18 protein-coding genes are annotated in these 16,830 nt (G+C 68.4%); 10 read left to right on the top strand and 8 right to left on the bottom strand.

Annotated elements, in window-relative coordinates; genetic code table 11:
- Positions 1 to 14: 14 nt before the first annotated feature.
- A complete protein-coding gene (locus tag K3M35_RS10040; RefSeq protein WP_037217341.1) occupies positions 15 to 1,316 on the bottom strand; it encodes an MFS transporter in 1,302 nt (433 codons plus the stop codon).
- A 195-nt stretch (positions 1,317 to 1,511) separates the two neighbouring features.
- Here K3M35_RS10040 and K3M35_RS10035 point away from each other — a divergent pair, with 195 nt between their 5' ends.
- From K3M35_RS10035 to K3M35_RS10025, 3 genes are all read left to right on the top strand, one after another.
- Positions 1,512 to 2,318: a CPBP family intramembrane glutamic endopeptidase gene (locus K3M35_RS10035; RefSeq protein ID WP_220666357.1), complete on the top strand. Its 807-nt coding sequence runs from the start codon at positions 1,512 to 1,514 to the stop codon at positions 2,316 to 2,318.
- Positions 2,319 to 2,517: 199 nt separating this feature from the next.
- Positions 2,518 to 3,747, top strand: coding sequence for an LCP family protein (locus K3M35_RS10030; RefSeq protein WP_232512453.1), 1,230 nt, complete (start codon positions 2,518 to 2,520; stop codon positions 3,745 to 3,747).
- Positions 3,748 to 3,887: 140 nt separating this feature from the next.
- Positions 3,888 to 4,433: a ferritin gene (locus K3M35_RS10025; protein WP_229568520.1), complete on the top strand. Its 546-nt coding sequence runs from the start codon at positions 3,888 to 3,890 to the stop codon at positions 4,431 to 4,433.
- An 84-nt stretch (positions 4,434 to 4,517) separates the two neighbouring features.
- Here K3M35_RS10025 and K3M35_RS10020 read toward each other — a convergent pair whose 3' ends face one another.
- The 4 genes from K3M35_RS10020 to K3M35_RS10005 form a co-directional block, all read right to left on the bottom strand.
- Positions 4,518 to 5,435, bottom strand: coding sequence for a DUF5926 family protein (locus K3M35_RS10020; protein WP_006553403.1), 918 nt, complete (start codon positions 5,433 to 5,435; stop codon positions 4,518 to 4,520).
- 62 nt (positions 5,436 to 5,497) lie between these two features.
- Positions 5,498 to 6,271: a glycerophosphodiester phosphodiesterase gene (locus K3M35_RS10015; RefSeq protein WP_016694581.1), complete on the bottom strand. Its 774-nt coding sequence runs from the start codon at positions 6,269 to 6,271 to the stop codon at positions 5,498 to 5,500.
- Entirely contained in the window at positions 6,268 to 7,323 is a 1,056-nt protein-coding gene (locus K3M35_RS10010; RefSeq protein WP_064060565.1) for a DUF4328 domain-containing protein, read from the bottom strand. The genes K3M35_RS10015 and K3M35_RS10010 overlap by 4 nt, the downstream gene beginning before the upstream one ends.
- Complete coding sequence (locus K3M35_RS10005; RefSeq protein WP_006553400.1) at positions 7,323 to 7,649, bottom strand: rhodanese-like domain-containing protein; 327 nt, start codon at positions 7,647 to 7,649, stop codon at positions 7,323 to 7,325. Before K3M35_RS10005 ends, K3M35_RS10010 begins: the two co-directional genes overlap by 1 nt.
- Before the next feature lie 258 nt (positions 7,650 to 7,907).
- On the opposite strand from K3M35_RS10005, the gene K3M35_RS10000 reads away from it, so the two are divergent.
- Positions 7,908 to 8,843, top strand: coding sequence for an LLM class F420-dependent oxidoreductase (locus K3M35_RS10000; protein WP_006553399.1), 936 nt, complete (start codon positions 7,908 to 7,910; stop codon positions 8,841 to 8,843).
- Between the two features lie 31 nt (positions 8,844 to 8,874).
- Here K3M35_RS10000 and K3M35_RS09995 read toward each other — a convergent pair whose 3' ends face one another.
- The 3 genes from K3M35_RS09995 to K3M35_RS09985 form a co-directional block, all read right to left on the bottom strand.
- Positions 8,875 to 9,402: a hypothetical protein gene (locus K3M35_RS09995; protein ID WP_024102646.1), complete on the bottom strand. Its 528-nt coding sequence runs from the start codon at positions 9,400 to 9,402 to the stop codon at positions 8,875 to 8,877.
- Between the two features lie 219 nt (positions 9,403 to 9,621).
- Positions 9,622 to 10,290 (bottom strand): peptide-methionine (S)-S-oxide reductase MsrA, encoded by a 669-nt coding sequence (gene msrA, locus K3M35_RS09990; protein ID WP_006553397.1) that lies wholly within the window; start codon positions 10,288 to 10,290, stop codon positions 9,622 to 9,624.
- A gap of 9 nt (positions 10,291 to 10,299) precedes the next feature.
- Positions 10,300 to 11,394 carry an acyltransferase gene (locus K3M35_RS09985; RefSeq protein ID WP_033097862.1) on the bottom strand — a complete coding sequence of 365 codons (1,095 nt, stop codon included), beginning with the start codon at positions 11,392 to 11,394 and terminating at the stop codon, positions 10,300 to 10,302.
- Between the two features lie 297 nt (positions 11,395 to 11,691).
- Between K3M35_RS09985 and K3M35_RS09980 the strand changes: the two genes are divergently transcribed.
- The 6 genes from K3M35_RS09980 to K3M35_RS09955 all read left to right on the top strand — a co-directional run bounded on the left by K3M35_RS09980 (position 11,692) and on the right by K3M35_RS09955 (position 16,768).
- Positions 11,692 to 12,315 (top strand): superoxide dismutase, encoded by a 624-nt coding sequence (locus K3M35_RS09980; RefSeq protein WP_006553395.1) that lies wholly within the window; start codon positions 11,692 to 11,694, stop codon positions 12,313 to 12,315.
- A gap of 232 nt (positions 12,316 to 12,547) precedes the next feature.
- A complete protein-coding gene (locus tag K3M35_RS09975) occupies positions 12,548 to 13,081 on the top strand; it encodes a hypothetical protein (protein WP_024102643.1) in 534 nt (177 codons plus the stop codon).
- Between the two features lie 264 nt (positions 13,082 to 13,345).
- The gene (locus K3M35_RS09970; RefSeq protein WP_064256871.1) at positions 13,346 to 14,044 is read left to right on the top strand and encodes a TMEM165/GDT1 family protein; all 699 of its coding nucleotides are present in this window, start codon (positions 13,346 to 13,348) and stop codon (positions 14,042 to 14,044) included.
- A 78-nt stretch (positions 14,045 to 14,122) separates the two neighbouring features.
- Positions 14,123 to 14,626: a MarR family winged helix-turn-helix transcriptional regulator gene (locus K3M35_RS09965; RefSeq protein WP_006553392.1), complete on the top strand. Its 504-nt coding sequence runs from the start codon at positions 14,123 to 14,125 to the stop codon at positions 14,624 to 14,626.
- Complete coding sequence (locus tag K3M35_RS09960) at positions 14,623 to 15,870, top strand: MFS transporter (protein ID WP_170318542.1); 1,248 nt, start codon at positions 14,623 to 14,625, stop codon at positions 15,868 to 15,870. Before K3M35_RS09965 ends, K3M35_RS09960 begins: the two co-directional genes overlap by 4 nt.
- Positions 15,871 to 16,000: 130 nt before the next feature.
- Positions 16,001 to 16,768, top strand: a complete 768-nt coding sequence (locus K3M35_RS09955) for an SDR family NAD(P)-dependent oxidoreductase (protein ID WP_006553390.1) — start codon at positions 16,001 to 16,003, stop codon at positions 16,766 to 16,768.
- Positions 16,769 to 16,830: the final 62 nt, after the last annotated feature.

The following is a 16,830-nucleotide window of genomic DNA, read 5'->3' as shown; positions in this document are numbered from 1 at the left end:
GATCATCCGAACGATCAGACCTTCTGCAGGTCGATACCCTTCGTTTCCTTCATGATCAGCGCAGCGATGCCGGTCGCGACGCACAGCACCATGATGTAGACCCCGAAGACCCAGCCGATGTCCCAGCCGGTGAGCAGCTGATTCAGGTAGGGCGCGGTGCCACCGAAGACCGCCACCGAGAAGGAGTAGGCGAAGCCGATGGCCTGGGTACGCAGGCGGGTCGGGAAGCTCTCCGACAGGGTGCACGACAGGATCGCACCAGGGATCGACACGATGAGCAGGGCGAGAGTGGTCGACACGAGCAGCGTCCACCCGGCCGACGTGATCATCGACGTCAGCGGGATCTGCAGCGCGAACATGAGGACCGCGAAGCCGCCGAGCATCGGGCGCCGGCCGATCCGGTCGGAGAGCAGACCCCAGAAGGGCAGCGAGACCAGCGCGATGACCTGGGCGATGACGAGCATCCAGTAGGCGGTGTCGGCGTCCATGCCCTTCTGCGTGATCGCGTACGTCGAGACGTACGAGGTCCACGTGTAGTGCGCCGCCGTGACACCCGAGGTCATGCCGATCATCAGCAGGATCGCACGCACGACCACCTTGCGCGGGATACGCGGTTCGTCGACCCGGGTCTCCTGCTGGTCGAAGACCTCGCTCTCCTCCATGCTGCGTCGCAGGTAGAGGGCGAACAGCGCCAGGAAGAAGCCGAGGAGGAACGGCACGCGCCATCCCCACTCGCCCACGGCGCTCTCGGAGAGCGTCGAGGTGACCGCTCCGCCGATCGTGTACGCGAGCACGGAACCGCCGAAGATCGCGACGAAGGCGACGCTGCCCCACATGCCGCGGCGATGCGGCGGCGCGATCTCGCTGACATACGAGTAGGCGGTCGCCGACTCGCCACCGTGCGCGAAGCCCTGCACCACGCGGGCGAGCAGCAGAAGCACCGACGCCCACACGCCGATCGACGAGTAGGTGGGCATGAGCCCGATGACGAGGCTGCCACCGGCCATCATGAGCATGGTCGTGACGAGCACGAACTTGCGGCCGCGCTTGTCGGCGATGCGGCCGAACACGATGCCACCGAGCGGTCGCATCAGGAATCCGACGGCGAAGACCGCGAGTGTGGACAGCAATGCCGAGACCGGATTGTCGCTGTTGAACATCGCTGCGGCGATGAACGGAGCGAACACAGCGTAGGCGCTCCACTCGTACCACTCGAGAATGTTGCCCACGGAGCTGGCGAGAAGAGACTTCTTCTTCGATGCGAGAGTCACCGAAGTTGTTGCAACAGAATTCTTCTCAGATGTTTCGATGTTCATGTCCCTACTTCCGGGTCGCAGATTCCCCTCGGCCCCCAAGGCCCCTATCCGCACCCGAGCGATCGATCGGTCGGGCGATGTGAAGTGTGATGGGTCACATGGACCGCTGTCAAATTGGACACATCACCGCGAACCGGTGGGGCGCCTCTCCGCGGCGAAAGGACCGGCCACGCAGGGTCCGGCACAATCGCTCCGGTGACGACCCTTCGCGACTGGCTGCGGCCCGCATCCCGCAACCCCGAGCCGCCCCTCGACCCCACCGAGCGCCGCGCGCTGTGGATCGAGATCACCATCGTCCTGCTCGTCACCTTCGGCCTGAGCGGGATCTCGTCGATCCTGTCGCTGGCCGAGGCGGCGCTGGCACCAGAACCGCTGTCGGATCAGACCGTCGCCCTCAACACGCCACGCTCGTCGCAGGGGTTCATCGATCTCGCCCGCCAACTCCTCGGCATCGTGCGCCTGCTCGCCTGGGGTGCCCTCGGCCTGTACCTGCTCTGGCGCAGCGGTGTCGGACCGCGACTCGCGGGCCTCGCCCGACCCGGTCTGCGCCGGGGCCTGCTGCCCGGCCTGGGGCTGGCCGCCCTGATCGGACTCCCCGGACTGGTGCTGTACCTGGTGGCGCGGGCCGCCGGCCTGAACCTGACGGTCGCGCCGAGCCTGCTCGAGGACTACTGGTGGCGACTGCCCACCGAGGTGCTGTGGGCGATCGCCAACTCCGGGGCGGAGGAGATCCTGGTCGTCGCCTATCTCCTCACCCGCCTGCGGCAGCTCGGCTGGTCGGAGAATTCGTCGTTGCTCGCCTCCGCCCTGCTGCGCGGCAGCTACCACCTCTACCAGGGCGTCGGCGGCGGGTTCGGCAACGTCGTCATGGGCCTGGTCTTCGGGCGCTACTGGCAGCGCACCGGCCGGTTGTGGCCGCTCGTGATCGCCCACGCACTCATCGACACCATCGCCTTCGTGGGCTACCAAGCACTGAGAGGCCACGTCTCCTGGCTGCCCTGAACGTAGAGTTGTCCGGGTGAACGGCGACCCTCGCGACCCTCGGAACCGGCCGCGGCCTCCGCAGGGACTTCCCCCGCAGGGCCCTCCTGCCCGGCGGGCAGTACCGCCGAACCCGCAGCGCGGGGTGCCACCGCAGCGACGGGGCGCTCCTCCGTCACAGCGTCGCGGCGGCCCCCCGCCGTCCCCAGAGGGCACCCAGGTGCTCCGGCGCGACGGACGACCGCAGTCACCGCAGGCGTGGTCGCAGGCACCCGCCCCGAACTACCGGCCCGCTCCGCGGCAGGACCGGCAGCAACCGCCCCCGCAGCAACGACGCGACTGGGCACCGACGCAGCGACCCGAACGGATCGCCGACCCCGCCCCGAACCGTCGCCCGCCGCGCGGGAACACACCACCGCCCGCACCCCCGCGACGCCCTGCGGCACCGCCTTCACGACCGGGCCCGCCCTCACGACCGGCACCACGCCGCCCGCTCGGTGCCCGGCGCATCCTGCGGCGACTCGCGATCGTCCTGGTGGTGCTCGTCGTCGCGATGGGCGCGAGCATGGTCTACCTCGACGGCACACTCGCGCGCGTCGATGCGCTCGCCGATTACGACGGCCGGGTCGGCGACACCCCCGGCACGAACTGGCTGCTCGTCGGCTCCGACAGCCGCGTGGGCCTCACCCCCGAGCAGGAACAGGAACTCGCGACCGGCGGGGAGGTCGGCGCCGACCGCACCGACACGGTGCTGCTCGTCCACATCCCGCCCGGTGGGGGCGCCACGACGATGATCTCGCTGCCCCGCGATTCCTACGTGAGCGTCCCGGGCTTCGGCCAGGACAAGCTCAACGCGTCGTTCGCGTTGGGCGGACCGCAACTGCTCGTGCAGACGGTCGAGGGCGCCACGGGCGTGCACATCGACCACTACGCCGAGATCGGCTTCGGCGGGTTCGCGTCGATCGTCGACGCGGTCGGCGGGGTCGACATCTGCGTGCCCTATCCGATCGACGACCCCCTCGCCGGACTCAGGCTCGAACCGGGATGCCAGGAGCTCAACGGAGCGCAGGCCCTGGGCTTCGTGCGCACCCGCGCCACCCCGCTCGCCGACCTGGACCGGATGAACAACCAGCGCCTGTTCCTGTCGGCGCTGCTGAGCAAGGCCACCAGTCCCGGCACCTTCCTGAACCCCTTCCGGGCATGGTCGCTGATGTCGGGTGCGGCCGGGTCGCTGCGGGTCGACGACGGCGACCACCTGTGGAACCTCGCACGACTCGCGTGGGCGATGCGCGGCGAGACGGTCACCACGACGGTTCCGGTGGGCGGATTCGACGACGTCTACGGCATCGGCAACGTCTTGCTGTGGGATCGTGAGCGCGCCGTGCCGTTCTTCGGAGCCATCTCGGAGGGCGACCCGATCCCGCCGGAACTGCTCGCTCCGACCCCCTGACGGACGCCGCGAATCGTCGTCGATCTTGGGGAAGGCTGTCCGAATTTTCCGTAGGGTAGCCGATGCTGCGTTGCCCAAGGGTAGCCAAGGCTTGGATGAAAAGCGCGTTGACCTGCACTAACGTCGTGATCATGACGACGATGGGCGACATGACCAAGACCAAGTTCCACACGCTGCTGCACGACCAGATCCGCCACGAGTTCACGGCGTCGCATCAGTACATCGCCATCGCGGTCTTCTACGACAACACCGATCTCCCGCAGCTGGCGAAGCACTTCTACGCGCAGGCCGTCGAGGAGCGCAACCACGCCATGATGATCGTCCAGTACTTCCTGGACCGCGACATGGCCGTCGACCTCACCGGCGTCGACGCGGTGCAGTCGATGTTCGAGGATGCCCGCGAGCCGATCGCGCTGGCCCTCGCCCAGGAGAAGAAGGTCACCGACCAGATCGTCGAGCTCGCCCGCACCGCGCGCGACGAGGGCGACTACCTCGGCGAGCAGTTCATGCAGTGGTTCCTGCAGGAACAGGTCGAGGAGGTTGCGACGATGACGACCCTGTTGACCGTGGCCGACCGTGCCGGTTCCAACCTCTTCAACCTCGAGGACTTCGTGGCCCGCGAGCTCAACTCGAAGGTGCGCGAGCCGCGCGGCAACGCCCCGCTCGCCGCCGGCGGTGCCATCTGATCGTTCCTCCATCCGGGGACAGCCCACCCGGAACGACGAAGGCCACCTCCCGCAGGAGGTGGCCTTCGTGCTGTCGTGAGCGGGTCAGCGCAGGGTGACCTGGCGGCTGCGCAGGCCGTCGCGCGACCGGCGCTCGGCGGCGGTGAGCGGTTCGTCCACGGCGAGGGCCTCGTCGAGGCGCTGCCCGAACTCGATGGTCGGGGTGACCCATTCGTCGGGGTGCTTCTCGCGGTCGAGGTCGAAGACCGGCACCAGCAGACCGTGGGTGCGGAACGAACCAGCGAACCGCGATCCCTCACCGAGGTGCAGACCGCCCGCCGCGTGCACGCGCGACAGCGCCGCCATCAGCGCGTCCTCGTCCTCGGGGCGCACCCAGCGCAGGTGCGCCTTCTCGCCCGGATCGACCCACCACGCGCCGCGGAGACCGTCGCCTTCGAGACGCGCGGACGGCAGCACGGCTTCGTTCGCGTGCTTGACGGTGTGCGCGATCTCGGCGCTCGGTTCGACACCGGCCGGGATCCACCAGTCGAAGTCGTTGTGGACGGTGATCGCCGGCACGGCTGCCGGGTCGATCAGCTCGGCCAACGGCGGGGTGTCGTCGTCGACACTCGCGACCTGCAGCGACGAGCCCGGCTCGGCCGTGTGCGCCCAGTACAGGGCCGCGGCCAGTTCACCCGCCGGGTCCGGGCCGAAGCCGGTGGCGAGCTGCAGGCCGACGTACGCGACCGGCTCACCGTTCTCCTCGCGGACCAGGGCCGCTACCCCGCCGGGGAGGATGGTCGCACCCACGACGCGACGGCCGTCCTCGGCCGCGGGCAGCTCCGCGAGGGCCGACGGCACGAACTCGCGCAGTGCCACGAGATCGCATTCGAAGGCGAGTCCTTCGAAGGGCCGGGACGTCGCGGCGGCCGCTGTTTCCCGCTCGAGTCGGCGCTGCTCGAGCTTCGCGGCGCGGTTGCTGCCGGGCTTGGGTCCGCTGTTTCTCTTGCTCTTCTTGGCCACGGCGTCAAACTACACGGCGACCCGTGTCGCGATGTCGAGGTCGCGGGACCGGGTGAGGGTGCTCACCGATCGAAGGCGGCGTCGAGCTGCAGCTTGGTGCGCCCGGGATGGTTGGTGGCGACCCACTCGACGCCCAGCTCGCGGCACAGTTCGACGTCGGCGGGGTCGTCGACGGTCCAGCAGTAGGTGGCCCGGCCCGACAGCGCAGCCCGGTCGACGAGATCGCGGTGCTCGCGCAGCGTCGCGATCGAGGGACCGACAGCGGTCGCGCCGACGGTGGTCGCGGCACTGCCGCGCAGGTAGCGCGAGGTCTCCCCCAGCAACACGGTGGGCAGCAGCGGCGCGGCCCGGCGGATGCGCCAGACGGCCCCCGCCGCGAACGACATCACCACCACCCGGGAGAAATCGGCCGATGCCGGGGTCGCGAGACCGAAGCGGGCCAGTTCGGCGAGCAGTTTGCTCTCCACGAGACCGCCGTAGCGGACGGGATGCTTGGTCTCGACGAAGACCTTCACCGGGACACTCGTGAAGTCCATGACGAGTTCGAGCAGTTGCCGCAGCGTGAGCAGGTCGGCGGGCTCGCCGGGGCGTCCGTAGTCGTACTGCGCGAGCTCGTCGAGGGTCATCTCGCTGACGACACCTGTGCCGTTCGAGGTGCGGTCGATCGTGCGGTCGTGCACGCACACGAGGTGACCGTCGCGGGTGAGCCGCACGTCGCATTCGACGCCGTCGGCACCTTCCTTCAACGCGAGCTCGTAGGCGCCGATCGTGTGTTCCGGGAGGGCGGCGGACGCACCGCGATGCGCGACGACCCGGGGATGCGCGCTGCGGGTCACGGCGCCACCGCCTCAACGCGCTCCTCGTCGTCCGCTCGTTCTCCGGCCGATTCCGGAGCGTCGTCCTGTTCTTCGCGGGCCTGTTCCTGCTCGCGCACGGCGGCGGGGACGATGGGCGCGATCGGCGACGAGGCCGGACCTGCCGCGTGGGTGAAGCGGCGACGGCGCAGCGGCCGTCCCCACAGGTCGGCGTCGTCGAACAGGCGCAGGACGTGCAGGGTCGACAGCGCGACGACCGTCCCGAGCGCCGCGAGGACGGCGGTGAGCAGGACGCCGTCGGCGCGGGCCTGCAGGGTGTCGCGCTGACGCCACGCGAGCAGCGCCACCATGAGCACACCGTTGACCACCCACAGCACCCACCAGGTGCGGATCGCGCGGAGCAACCGCGGGTCGCGGTCGGCGATCTCGGTGAGGAAGACACCGGGCATCGCGAGGTTGAGGCCCGGAACGACCAGCCCCGCGAGGATGGACAGCGGCGACCGCGACTCGGCGAGACCACGCTCGGCGTAGATGCGCCGGCGCAGGTCGATCAACCGCAATCCGGATGCGACCGCCGCGGCCAGCGCCACGACCGGCCCGACCACCTGGGTCGCCCACACCGCGGCATCCGACAACGCGAGCACGAGCGGGTCGACGAGACGGGTGCGGTTGTACAGCAACACTCCGTACCGGACGGCCTCGGCGACCGCCGCGAGACCGAAGACGACGGCGGTGCCGACGAGCAGCGTCGGCGCGAGGTCGGCGGCGGTCTCGGCGCGATCGGGTTCGACGGCCTCGTCCGGGAGCGGATCGAGCAGTCCCCAGCGGGGCATCTCACGATAGGACGGGGTCTCGGGAGCCGGACACCCGTGCGCAGGCGACGTCGGTTCGGTCGTCGGAGCACCACCCGCGGGTCGCGCGACCCAGCGGAAGTTACGGCGCGACGGAGGAACCGTCCCGTCGGGGGCGACGGGTGAGAGCAGCACACCGCGGCAGGCCGGGCACCACTGCCGCGGCTGATATGTCACCGACCAGCGATTCTCACAGCGCACACAGATCTGATAGGCCGACATCAATAGATCTTTGCCGGTTCGTCGCGCTCGGAGACGAGCGGGAGTCCGTGCTTCTGCCACGCCACCATGCCGCCCGCGACCTGGAAGGTCTCGTACCCGATGCGGGCCAGGTACTCGACCGCTCCGAGGGAGCGGCCGCCCTGCCTGCAGATCACGTAGATCTCGGCGTCGGGGTCGAGTTCCTCGATGTGGGCGGGCACGTCGGCGAGCGGAATGTGCAGCGCGCCGGGGGCGTGTCCGAGTTCCCATTCGTCGTCCTCGCGGACGTCGAGGAGGACGACCTCGTCGCCGAGTTCGGGTACCAGGTCGACCGACACGGTGGGCACGTCGGAAAAGCTCACGTCTCAATAGTGGCACGCGGCGTGAACGGATGTGGGTGTGGTCGTACCGATACTGTTCCGCAGGTGGGGCAGGTAGGTCTTCCACAACACTCCCCATCAACCCCATCCGCTGGAGTTATCCACAGTTTCCACAGGTTCATCAACAGGCCTATCCACGCATGGGGAATCACACTCGAGACATCTCACAGTGGACAAGCGCCCGCCGATGGCGCGCGCCGGGTCCGTCGCTGAAATGATCGGGTCATGGAATTACGCATCTTCACCGAACCCCAGCAGGGCGCCACCTACGACGACCTCCTCGCCGTCGCACAGACCGCGGAACGACTCGGCTACGGCGCGTTCTTCCGCTCCGACCACTACCTGGCCATGAACGCCGAGGGTCTGCCCGGACCGACGGACGCATGGATCACGCTGGCCGGTCTCGCCCGCGACACGTCGACGATCCGCCTCGGCACGCTCGTCACCTCGGCGACCTTCCGGTACCCCGGCCCGCTCGCAATCTCCGTCGCGCAGGTCGACGCCATGAGCGGCGGACGCGTCGACTTCGGATTCGGAGCCGGCTGGTTCGAGGAGGAGCACCTCGCCTACGGCATCCCCTTCCCCACGCTGAAGGAGCGGTTCGACCGCTTCGAGGAGTCCCTCGCGGTCATCACCGGCCTGTGGGACACCCCCGAGGGCGAGACGTTCTCGTACGAGGGCGAGCACGTGCGGATCGAGAACTCCCCGGCGCTGCCGAAGCCGTACCAGCGTCCCCACCCACCGATCGTCATGGGCGGCGCAGGCAAGAAGCGCACGCCGGCACTGGCGGCGCGCTACGCCGACGAGTTCAACGTGCCGTTCAAGTCGCTGGACGAGACGAAGGTCCTGTTCGAGCGGGTGCGCTCGGCCTGCCGGGATGCTGGACGCGACCCCGAGGAACTGACCTACTCGAACGCACTCGTGCTGTGCTGCGGCCGGGACGAGGACGAGATCGCGCGTCGCGCGGCACGGATCGGCCGTGAGGTCGACGAACTGCGGGAGAACGGACTCGCGGGCACGCCGCAGGAGTTGATCGAGAAGATCCGCACCTTCGCCGAGGCCGGGACGCAGCGCATCTACCTGCAGGTCCTCGATCTCGCCGATCTCGAGCACCTCGAACTGGTGGCGAACGAGGTCATGCCCGCCGTCGCGGATCTCTGACGCGCAGGCGGTGCTTGCAGTCCTAGCCGGGTCAGTGGCTGCTGGTGGAGCCGAGGAACGCTTCGATGTCCCGGCTCCACTCGCGGCTGCGCCGCACCTCGAGACGCCAGTGCGCGAGGGCGAACAGCCCGGCCGCGGCGGCGGCGGAGAACGTCCACAACCACACCCCGGACAGCACGGCGGTGAACTTCGCGGCGGAGGTGGTCAGCGGGGGCTGCGTGTATTCGCCGGTGCTCCCCTCAACCCAGACCTGCACCTCGCTGCCCGCGGTCGCGAGACTGTCCACCTGGACGAGCGCGTGACGCGTCTCGTCGCCCCAACCCCAGGTCGCGGGGGCCGAGGAGATCTTCACGGTCTCGCCCCATCCGGAGGAGTCGCTCAGGGCATCGGCGTCGAGGACGGCCGTGACGCTGACACGTTCGGCATTCTGCTTCTCGGAGAGTTCGAGCTGGGAGCTCCACATGGTGGCGGACACCCACACCGCGACGGGGATCAGGATCGCCATCACGGCGATCATGAGGGTGAAGCAGCGCGCCTCGAGCTTGTCGGTGCGACGCACGAGCGGATCCCGCCTGCGCAGACTTCGCCGTGTACGCCGCAGATACCCCGCTCTGGTCGTCATGTCGGCAAGCCGTCCCTTTCCCCCTCTGGAATGATCCCTTCTTCCAGAATGCGTCCGCCTTCGGGGAAGTTCAAGGAACGCCAACGCATCTCACACTCGCACTGCGAGCGGAGATGTGGTGCGCGACACCGTCGAACCCTGAGGCCCGACGCTCTCTCAGGCGCCGAGGCCCACCGGGCAACTCACGCCGGTGGCGTGGACGGGGCAGTAGCCGTTGGGATTCTTCGCGAGGTACTGCTGGTGGTAGTCCTCCGCGTAGTAGAACTGCGTGAGCGGGGCGATCTCCGTGGTGATCTGCCCGTATCCGGCGTCGGCCAGTCGCTTGCCGAACGCTTCGGCCGTGGCCTCGGCGACCTCGATCTGCGTCTCGTCGTGGGTGTAGATCGCCGAGCGGTACTGGGTGCCGTGGTCGTTGCCCTGCCGCATGCCCTGGGTGGGGTCGTGGTTCTCCCAGAACTGCTGCAGGATGTGTTCGTAGCCGATCACCTTCGGGTCGAAGACGACGAGCACCACCTCGGTGTGCCCGGTCCGGCCGGAACACACCTCCTCGTAGGTGGGGTTGGGGGTGTAGCCGCCGGAATAGCCGACCGCGGTCGAGTAGACGCCGTCGAGCTGCCAGAACTCCTTCTCGGCGCCCCAGAAGCAACCCATGCCGACGACTGCGGCCTGCAGGCCCTCGGGGAAGGGGGGAACGATGCGGTTGCCGTTGACGTAGTGGGTCTCGGGGACGGGCAGCGGTTCGGCGCGACCGGGGAGCGCGTCCTCGCGCGTCACCATCTGCGACTTCGAACCTGCACGGGCGAGGATCTCGTCGAACCAGGACATGACCCGATGCTACGCGCGGGTCGGAGCGACAGTCCGTTCGTCGGAAGCGACCTGCTTCGGCGCGAGCCAGCGGCTCTTGATCCAATGCGCAGCCGGAACCTCGACGCTGCGGTACAGCACCTCGGCGACGAGACCGCAGCCGATCAGCAGCAGCACGATCGCCGCGGTCGTGCCGACGATGCCCACGGTGTTCTCGTAGATCCGGTACATCACGAGGGTGTGGGTCAGGTAGATGCAGTAGCTGCGGGTCGCGACCCAGGAGACGACGGTCGAGCGCGCGAGGCGCCCGTCGTACCGCGCGACCAGCACGATCGCCGCGAAGACCACCGTCACCGTCCACAGATAGCGGCTGCCCGACCAGTAGACGTTGATGTCCGTGGCCATCACGATCACCGCGATCTGCGCGAACATCGCCGCCAGCAGGGCGCGCAGCGAAATCAGGCCGGCCCAGCCGAAGTACACGATCTGCCCCAGGAACAAGGTCGGCAGCGTCGACGCGATCTTCGACAGGAACGGCACCGTGTACGGCTCGGGCACGTACAGGTTGTAGAGGAGCACCAGCATGCACAGCACGGCGCCGAGCATCGGCACCGCCACCGGCGCCGTCCGCAGCAGCGACCGTCCCGCCACGCACCACAGGTAGAACGAGATCTGTGCGGCGAGCGTCCACACCACGCCGAGCACGATCACCTGTGGTTTCAGGAAGAACGCAGCCAGGAAGAAGGACAGGAACGCCTCGGAGACCGACACCGTGGTGTGGCCGCTGAAGGTGCCGTTGATGCCGAGCCACACGAGCACGACCGCGGCGAGGATCGCCACCCAGAAGGCCGGCAGGAGCCGCGCGGCCCGGGCGATGAGGAACTTCCGGCGGTCCTGCCGGATCGCGGACCGGGTGACGAGCATGCCCGTGAGCATCATGAACGCCGTCACCCCGACGGACGACAGGTGCTGGTTGAGGCCGGCGCCCTTGACGAGTACCTCGTAGGTGAGGTCGATGCCCCACCAGCCCGTCCCGAGGTCGTCGATCAGGTAGAAGGCGATGTGGGAGTAGAGCACGGCCGCGACCGCGACGAACCGGACGACATCGACGCCCGGCAGATCCACACGCGGTGCATCGGCCCCGCGTGTCGGTTCGTTCAGGAAGGGCCGAAACACGCGCCAATGTTAAGGTCCCGTTCACGCAGCCGTTGCCGATGGTCCCGATATCCGACTGTTTGCGCTGGTGAGAGCTATTTTCCGGACGCGTGGGCCGTTCCGGGTGCTCTCCGACACAGTCGCGGTCCGATCGTGTCCGCATTACGGGGAATGTTGCGGACGGTGTAGTTATGGACTTGGGTGGAAACCCGAGAAGGTACGGAATAACTGCACGGGCCGGACGGCCCGGTGAAGAAGGGACCCTTCGTGGCTGAATACACACTTCCGGACTTGCCCTACGACTACGCAGCGCTCGAGCCGCACATCTCGGCGAAGATCATGGAGCTGCACCATTCGAAGCACCACGCCACCTACGTCGCCGGTGCGAACACCGCTCTCGAGAAGCTGGCCGAGGCCCGCGAGAACGGCACCATGGCGGCCCAGGCGACCAAGCTCGAGAAGGACCTCGCCTTCCACCTGGGTGGTCACACCAACCACTCCGTCTTCTGGAACAACCTCTCCCCCGAGGGTGGCGACAAGCCCGAGGGTGAGCTCGCTGCTGCGATCGATGACGCCTTCGGTTCGTTCGACAAGTTCCGCGATCACTTCTCCGCGAACGCGAACTCCATCCAGGGCTCCGGCTGGTCGATCCTCGCGTGGGATTCGATCGGACAGCGTCTGATCATCGTCCAGCTGTACGACCAGCAGGGCAACATCCCGATCGGCCTGACCCCGCTGCTCATGCTCGACATGTGGGAGCACGCCTTCTACCTGCAGTACCAGAACGTCAAGGCCGACTACGTCAAGGCCTTCTGGAACATCGTCAACTGGGCGGACGTGCAGGCTCGCTTCGAGCGCGCTCGCACCGCCACCTCGGGCCTGATCGTCTAGTACGGATCGGGCATACAGGTCGCGAGACCGACAGCGAGGGCGCCGGGACACCGGCGCCCTTCGTCGTCTCCGGGCCTGGTCTTTCCTATCCGCTACAGGACTCGCTATCCGCCGCAGCAATTGCCGAGGCGGATAGCAAGAGGTGTAGCGGCAGTGCTGGCACTCGACACCTCTTGTGTGCCAACGAAGAAAACGGGCATTCTCCCCTTACCGACCGAGAGGGAGGAGTGGGATGAACGCCGAGGAACACAGCCGCATCGAGCTGTCCGCATTCCAGTCCGCCGGGTCGCTTCGAGGTTTCGTCGTCTCGGGCAGATGGCCCGCGACCACCCGCGAATGGGCCCAGGTGCTGGCGATGACGGTGCGGATCGCGTCGCTGCCGGGACTGCTGCCCACCTCGACGGTGTTCGGGGTCAAAGAAGAACTGCCCGACGACCCCGAGCCCGGAACCGTGGGCCTCGTGGTCGCCGAAGGTCCGGTGCTCGGCGAGCGTGCCGTGCAGCCCGGACGGTTCGCCGAGCATCAGCCGCCGGCACTGATCATGCTGCATCCGCCGTCGGAGACGACGCCGTCACTGCCGGAGAACGCCGGCGCCGCCTCGGGCTGCGTGCTGCTCCCCGGGATCCCACATCTCGGGCTCGAGCATCGCGCCGCGTGGGTCGAGGCCGAACCGGACGGCACGGTGACGGCACTGGTCAGCAAGGTGGGAGTGGATCCGGGCAACGACCCCGACACCGCGATTCTGGCCATGCTGCTCGCTTCGTGAGGGCGCCCTGAAAACGAGAGTTCGGTTCTCCGAAAGTTAGCATTGCCTTTACAGAATTCGGTTCGCCGGGCTAACGTTGTCGTCGGCGAAGGGGAGTAGCCCCCAATCGCAGGGTCGACATACTGGCGGCGCCCGACAACGGCACTGCCCGGCCCCGCGGACCGGATCATCCTCCGGTGGGCGAGACCTTCGGCCGCTGGTCGCACCGTGCGTCCGGCGTCCGGAGGAAGCCCCGTTTCCTCCATACGAAAGGAGGAAACGCATATGTGGTCCGCGCTCGTCTTGTCCTTCGCAGTCGTCTTCGTCGCCGAACTCGGCGACAAATCCCAGCTCATGGCGATGACCTTCGCCCTGCGGTATCGCTGGTGGGTCGTCCTGTCGGGGATCCTGTTCGCGACCACCGCGGTGCACCTCGTGTCAGTGGCTGTCGGGCACTATCTGGGTGTCGCGATCCCCGCGACCGCCATCTCCATCGTCGGCGGCATCGCCTTCCTGATCTTCGGCGCGTGGACGCTGCGCGGCGACTCCCTCGACGACGACGAGCAATCCAAGGCCGGACGCGTCGCGCGCTCCGCCTTCCTCGCCGTGACCTCGGCGTTCTTCCTCGCCGAACTCGGCGACAAGACGATGCTCGCGACCATCACGCTCGCGACCGACAACAACTGGGCCGGGGTGTGGATCGGGTCCACCGTCGGCATGGTCGCCGCCGACGCGCTGGCCATCGTCATCGGTGCCGTGTTCGGCCGGCATCTTCCCGACAACGCCATTCGCTACGGTGCTTCCGCCCTGTTCTTCGGCTTCGGCGCGTGGATGCTCGGCGACGGCCTGTTCCCGGCGACCGGCGTCGTCGGACCGATCGCCGGCGCGGTGGCCCTGCTGCTGTCCGTCGCCGCGATGGTGGTCGTCCGCCGGCGCGCCCGCCGTATCACGGAGGACGAGGCCCCGGCGCTCATGCGTCCCTGATCACCGTCCCGAACAGTGTCTTTCCACTCTGCACAGGAGTATGCTTGCCGATAGGCAAATAAATTCGGAGGTGGTTCCATGTCTGAACTCACGGACAGCACCCCTCGATCCGAAACTCCTCCGTTCGACGCGGAAGACGTCCATCGTCTGCGTATCGCGATCGGACGGATCTCCCGCCGCATGGGCATGTTCGCCTCGGAGGAAGGGCTGACGCGTTCGCAGTCGACCCTCCTCACGACCGTCGCCCGCCACGAGACGATCGGAGTCCGCGACCTCGCGGAGATCGAAGGGCTCAACCCCACCATGTGTTCGCGCATGGTGGGCAAACTCGAAGACGCCGGGTTGCTCACCCGGTCCCCCGACACCGACGACAAGCGTGTCGTCCGCGTCCACATCACTCCCGCCGGTGCCGCACTCTCGGCGGAACTGCGCGACCGCCGCACCGCCCTGTTCGCCCGTCACCTCACCGAACTGAGCGACCGGCACCTCGAAGCTCTGCACGACGCACTGCCCGCCCTCGAGGCACTCTCGCAGCGCGTCGCCGATTCACCGCGCCCCTCCGCCGAGAGGGGTCGCCCGTGACAATGCTCGCCGACATCAGAGGACAGACCTTCGCCGCCCTGCGCGGCCCCAACTTCCGCCTCTACATCAGCGGCCAGGCCGTCTCGCTCATCGGCACGTGGATGCAGACGGTCGCGCAGTCGTGGCTCGTCCTGCAGCTCACCGGCTCCGCGACCGCCATCGGCATCGTGCTCGCACTGCAGACCGTGCCGATGCTGCTACTCGGCCCCTACGGCGGCGTGGTCGCCGACCGCTCCGACAAACGCCGGCTCATGATCGGGTTGCAGACCCTCATGGGTGTGCAGGCCCTGATCCTGGGGCTGCTCGTCGTCACCGACACGATCGCCCTGTGGCACGTCTACGTCCTGGCGGTCGCGCTCGGCCTCAACCAGTGCTTCGAGAACCCCGCCCGACAGTCGTTCATGCTCGAACTGGTCGGTCCGGAGGATCTGCGGAACGCCGTGAGCCTGCAGTCGGTCCTCGCCTCGTGCTCCCGCATGATCGGCCCGGCCGTCGCCGGCCTGGTCATCGCCGCGGGCGGACTCGGCGTGTGCTTCCTGCTCAACGCCGCGAGCTTCGTCGCCGTCGTCACCTCCTTGCTGCGACTCGACGTCTCCCGGCTCCAGCGCTCCCCCGCCGCCGCCCGCGCGAAGGGACAGCTGCGTGAGGGTTTCGCCTACGTCCGCAGCACGCCCGACCTGGCCGTCCCGCTGTCGATGATGGCGCTCGTCGGATGTCTGGCCTTCGAGTTCCAGGTGGTTCTGCCGGTCCTGGCCGACCACACCTTCGCTGCCGGTGCGGGGGCCTACGGCTTCCTCACCGCCGCGATGGGCGCCGGATCGGTGGTGGGGGGCCTCGCCGTCGCCACCTGGGGTCGCACCGGAACCCGGCCGCTGATCCTCACCTCCCTCGCGTTCGGCATCGCCATGGCGGTCGCCGCCGCGGCCCCGAACCTGACCACGCTCATCGTGCTCATGGTGATCGTGGGCGCACTGAGCGTGACGTTCACGTCCACCACCAACAGTTCGCTGCAACTCGCCTCCGCGCCGACGATGCGCGGACGGGTGATGGCCCTGTGGTCGGTCGCCTTCCTCGGCTCCACGGCCATCGGCGGTCCCATCGCCGGATGGGTCTGCGAGCAGTGGGGTGGCCGGGCCGGATTGCTGCTCGGTGCCGTCGCGTGTCTCGTCGCCGCGGCGATGGGAGTCGTCGCACTGCGCCGCCGGACCGCGACCCCCGCGGAACCCGCGGCCGTGACCGGTTAGGGTTCGTGACGAACGACACTCACACGCCGTAGGGCTCTGTGAGAGAACCCGACGGAGTCGGACTCGGTGCCAACGAGCCCGAACCCGTCGGGTTCACGCAGCCCTCGGCTCGGGACAGGAGATACGAACAGTGGAGATTCAGGGATCCGCCGCACTGGTGACCGGCGCCGCATCCGGTCTCGGCGCCGCAACCGCACGCCGTCTCGCCGACGCCGGAGCCACCGTCTTCGGCCTCGACCTGCAGCAGTCCATCGACCGCGTCGGCGATGCCGCACCCGCGGGTGTCACGCTCCTCGCCACCGACGTGACCAGCGGCGACGAGGTGCAGGCCGCCGTCGACCGCATCGTCGAGTCGGGTGTTCCGCTGCGCATCGTCGTCAACTGCGCCGGTGTCGGCTGGGCCGGCCGCATCCTGTCGAAGAACGGCCCGCACGACCTCGAGCTGTTCCGCACGGTCATCACCGTCAACCTGCTCGGCACCTTCAACGTCATGCGCCTCGCGGCCGACGCGATCTCCAAGACCGAGACGGTCGACGAGTCGGGTCAGCGCGGCGTCGTCATCAACACCGCCTCGGTGGCGGCGTTCGAGGGCCAGATCGGTCAGATCGCGTACTCCGCGTCGAAGGGTGGCGTGCACGGCATGACCGTTCCCGCCGCACGCGACCTCGCGCAGTTCGGCATCCGCGTCAACACCATCGCCCCCGGCATCGTCGACACCCCGATGCTCGCCGGTGTCACCGAGGAGTACCGCAAGGGCCTCGAGGCCGGTGTGCCGTTCCCGTCGCGGCTCGCCCAGCCCGCCGAGTACGCGCAGCTCGCGCAGATGATCGTCGAGCACGACTACCTCAACGGTGAGACCATCCGCATGGATGGCGCGCTGCGCATGGCGCCGCGGTAACCCTTCCTCCGGTAACCCCGCCTCTTCCGTGCGCGTTTCCGGCAGTTCCGGCTGCCGGGAAC

The organism is Rhodococcus sp. DMU2021 (genome assembly GCF_019641445.1).
GTDB lineage: Bacteria > Actinomycetota > Actinomycetes > Mycobacteriales > Mycobacteriaceae > Rhodococcus > Rhodococcus pyridinivorans.
The sequence above is the reverse complement of the archived record's forward strand: the minus strand, read 5'-3'. Positions and strand labels throughout refer to the sequence as shown.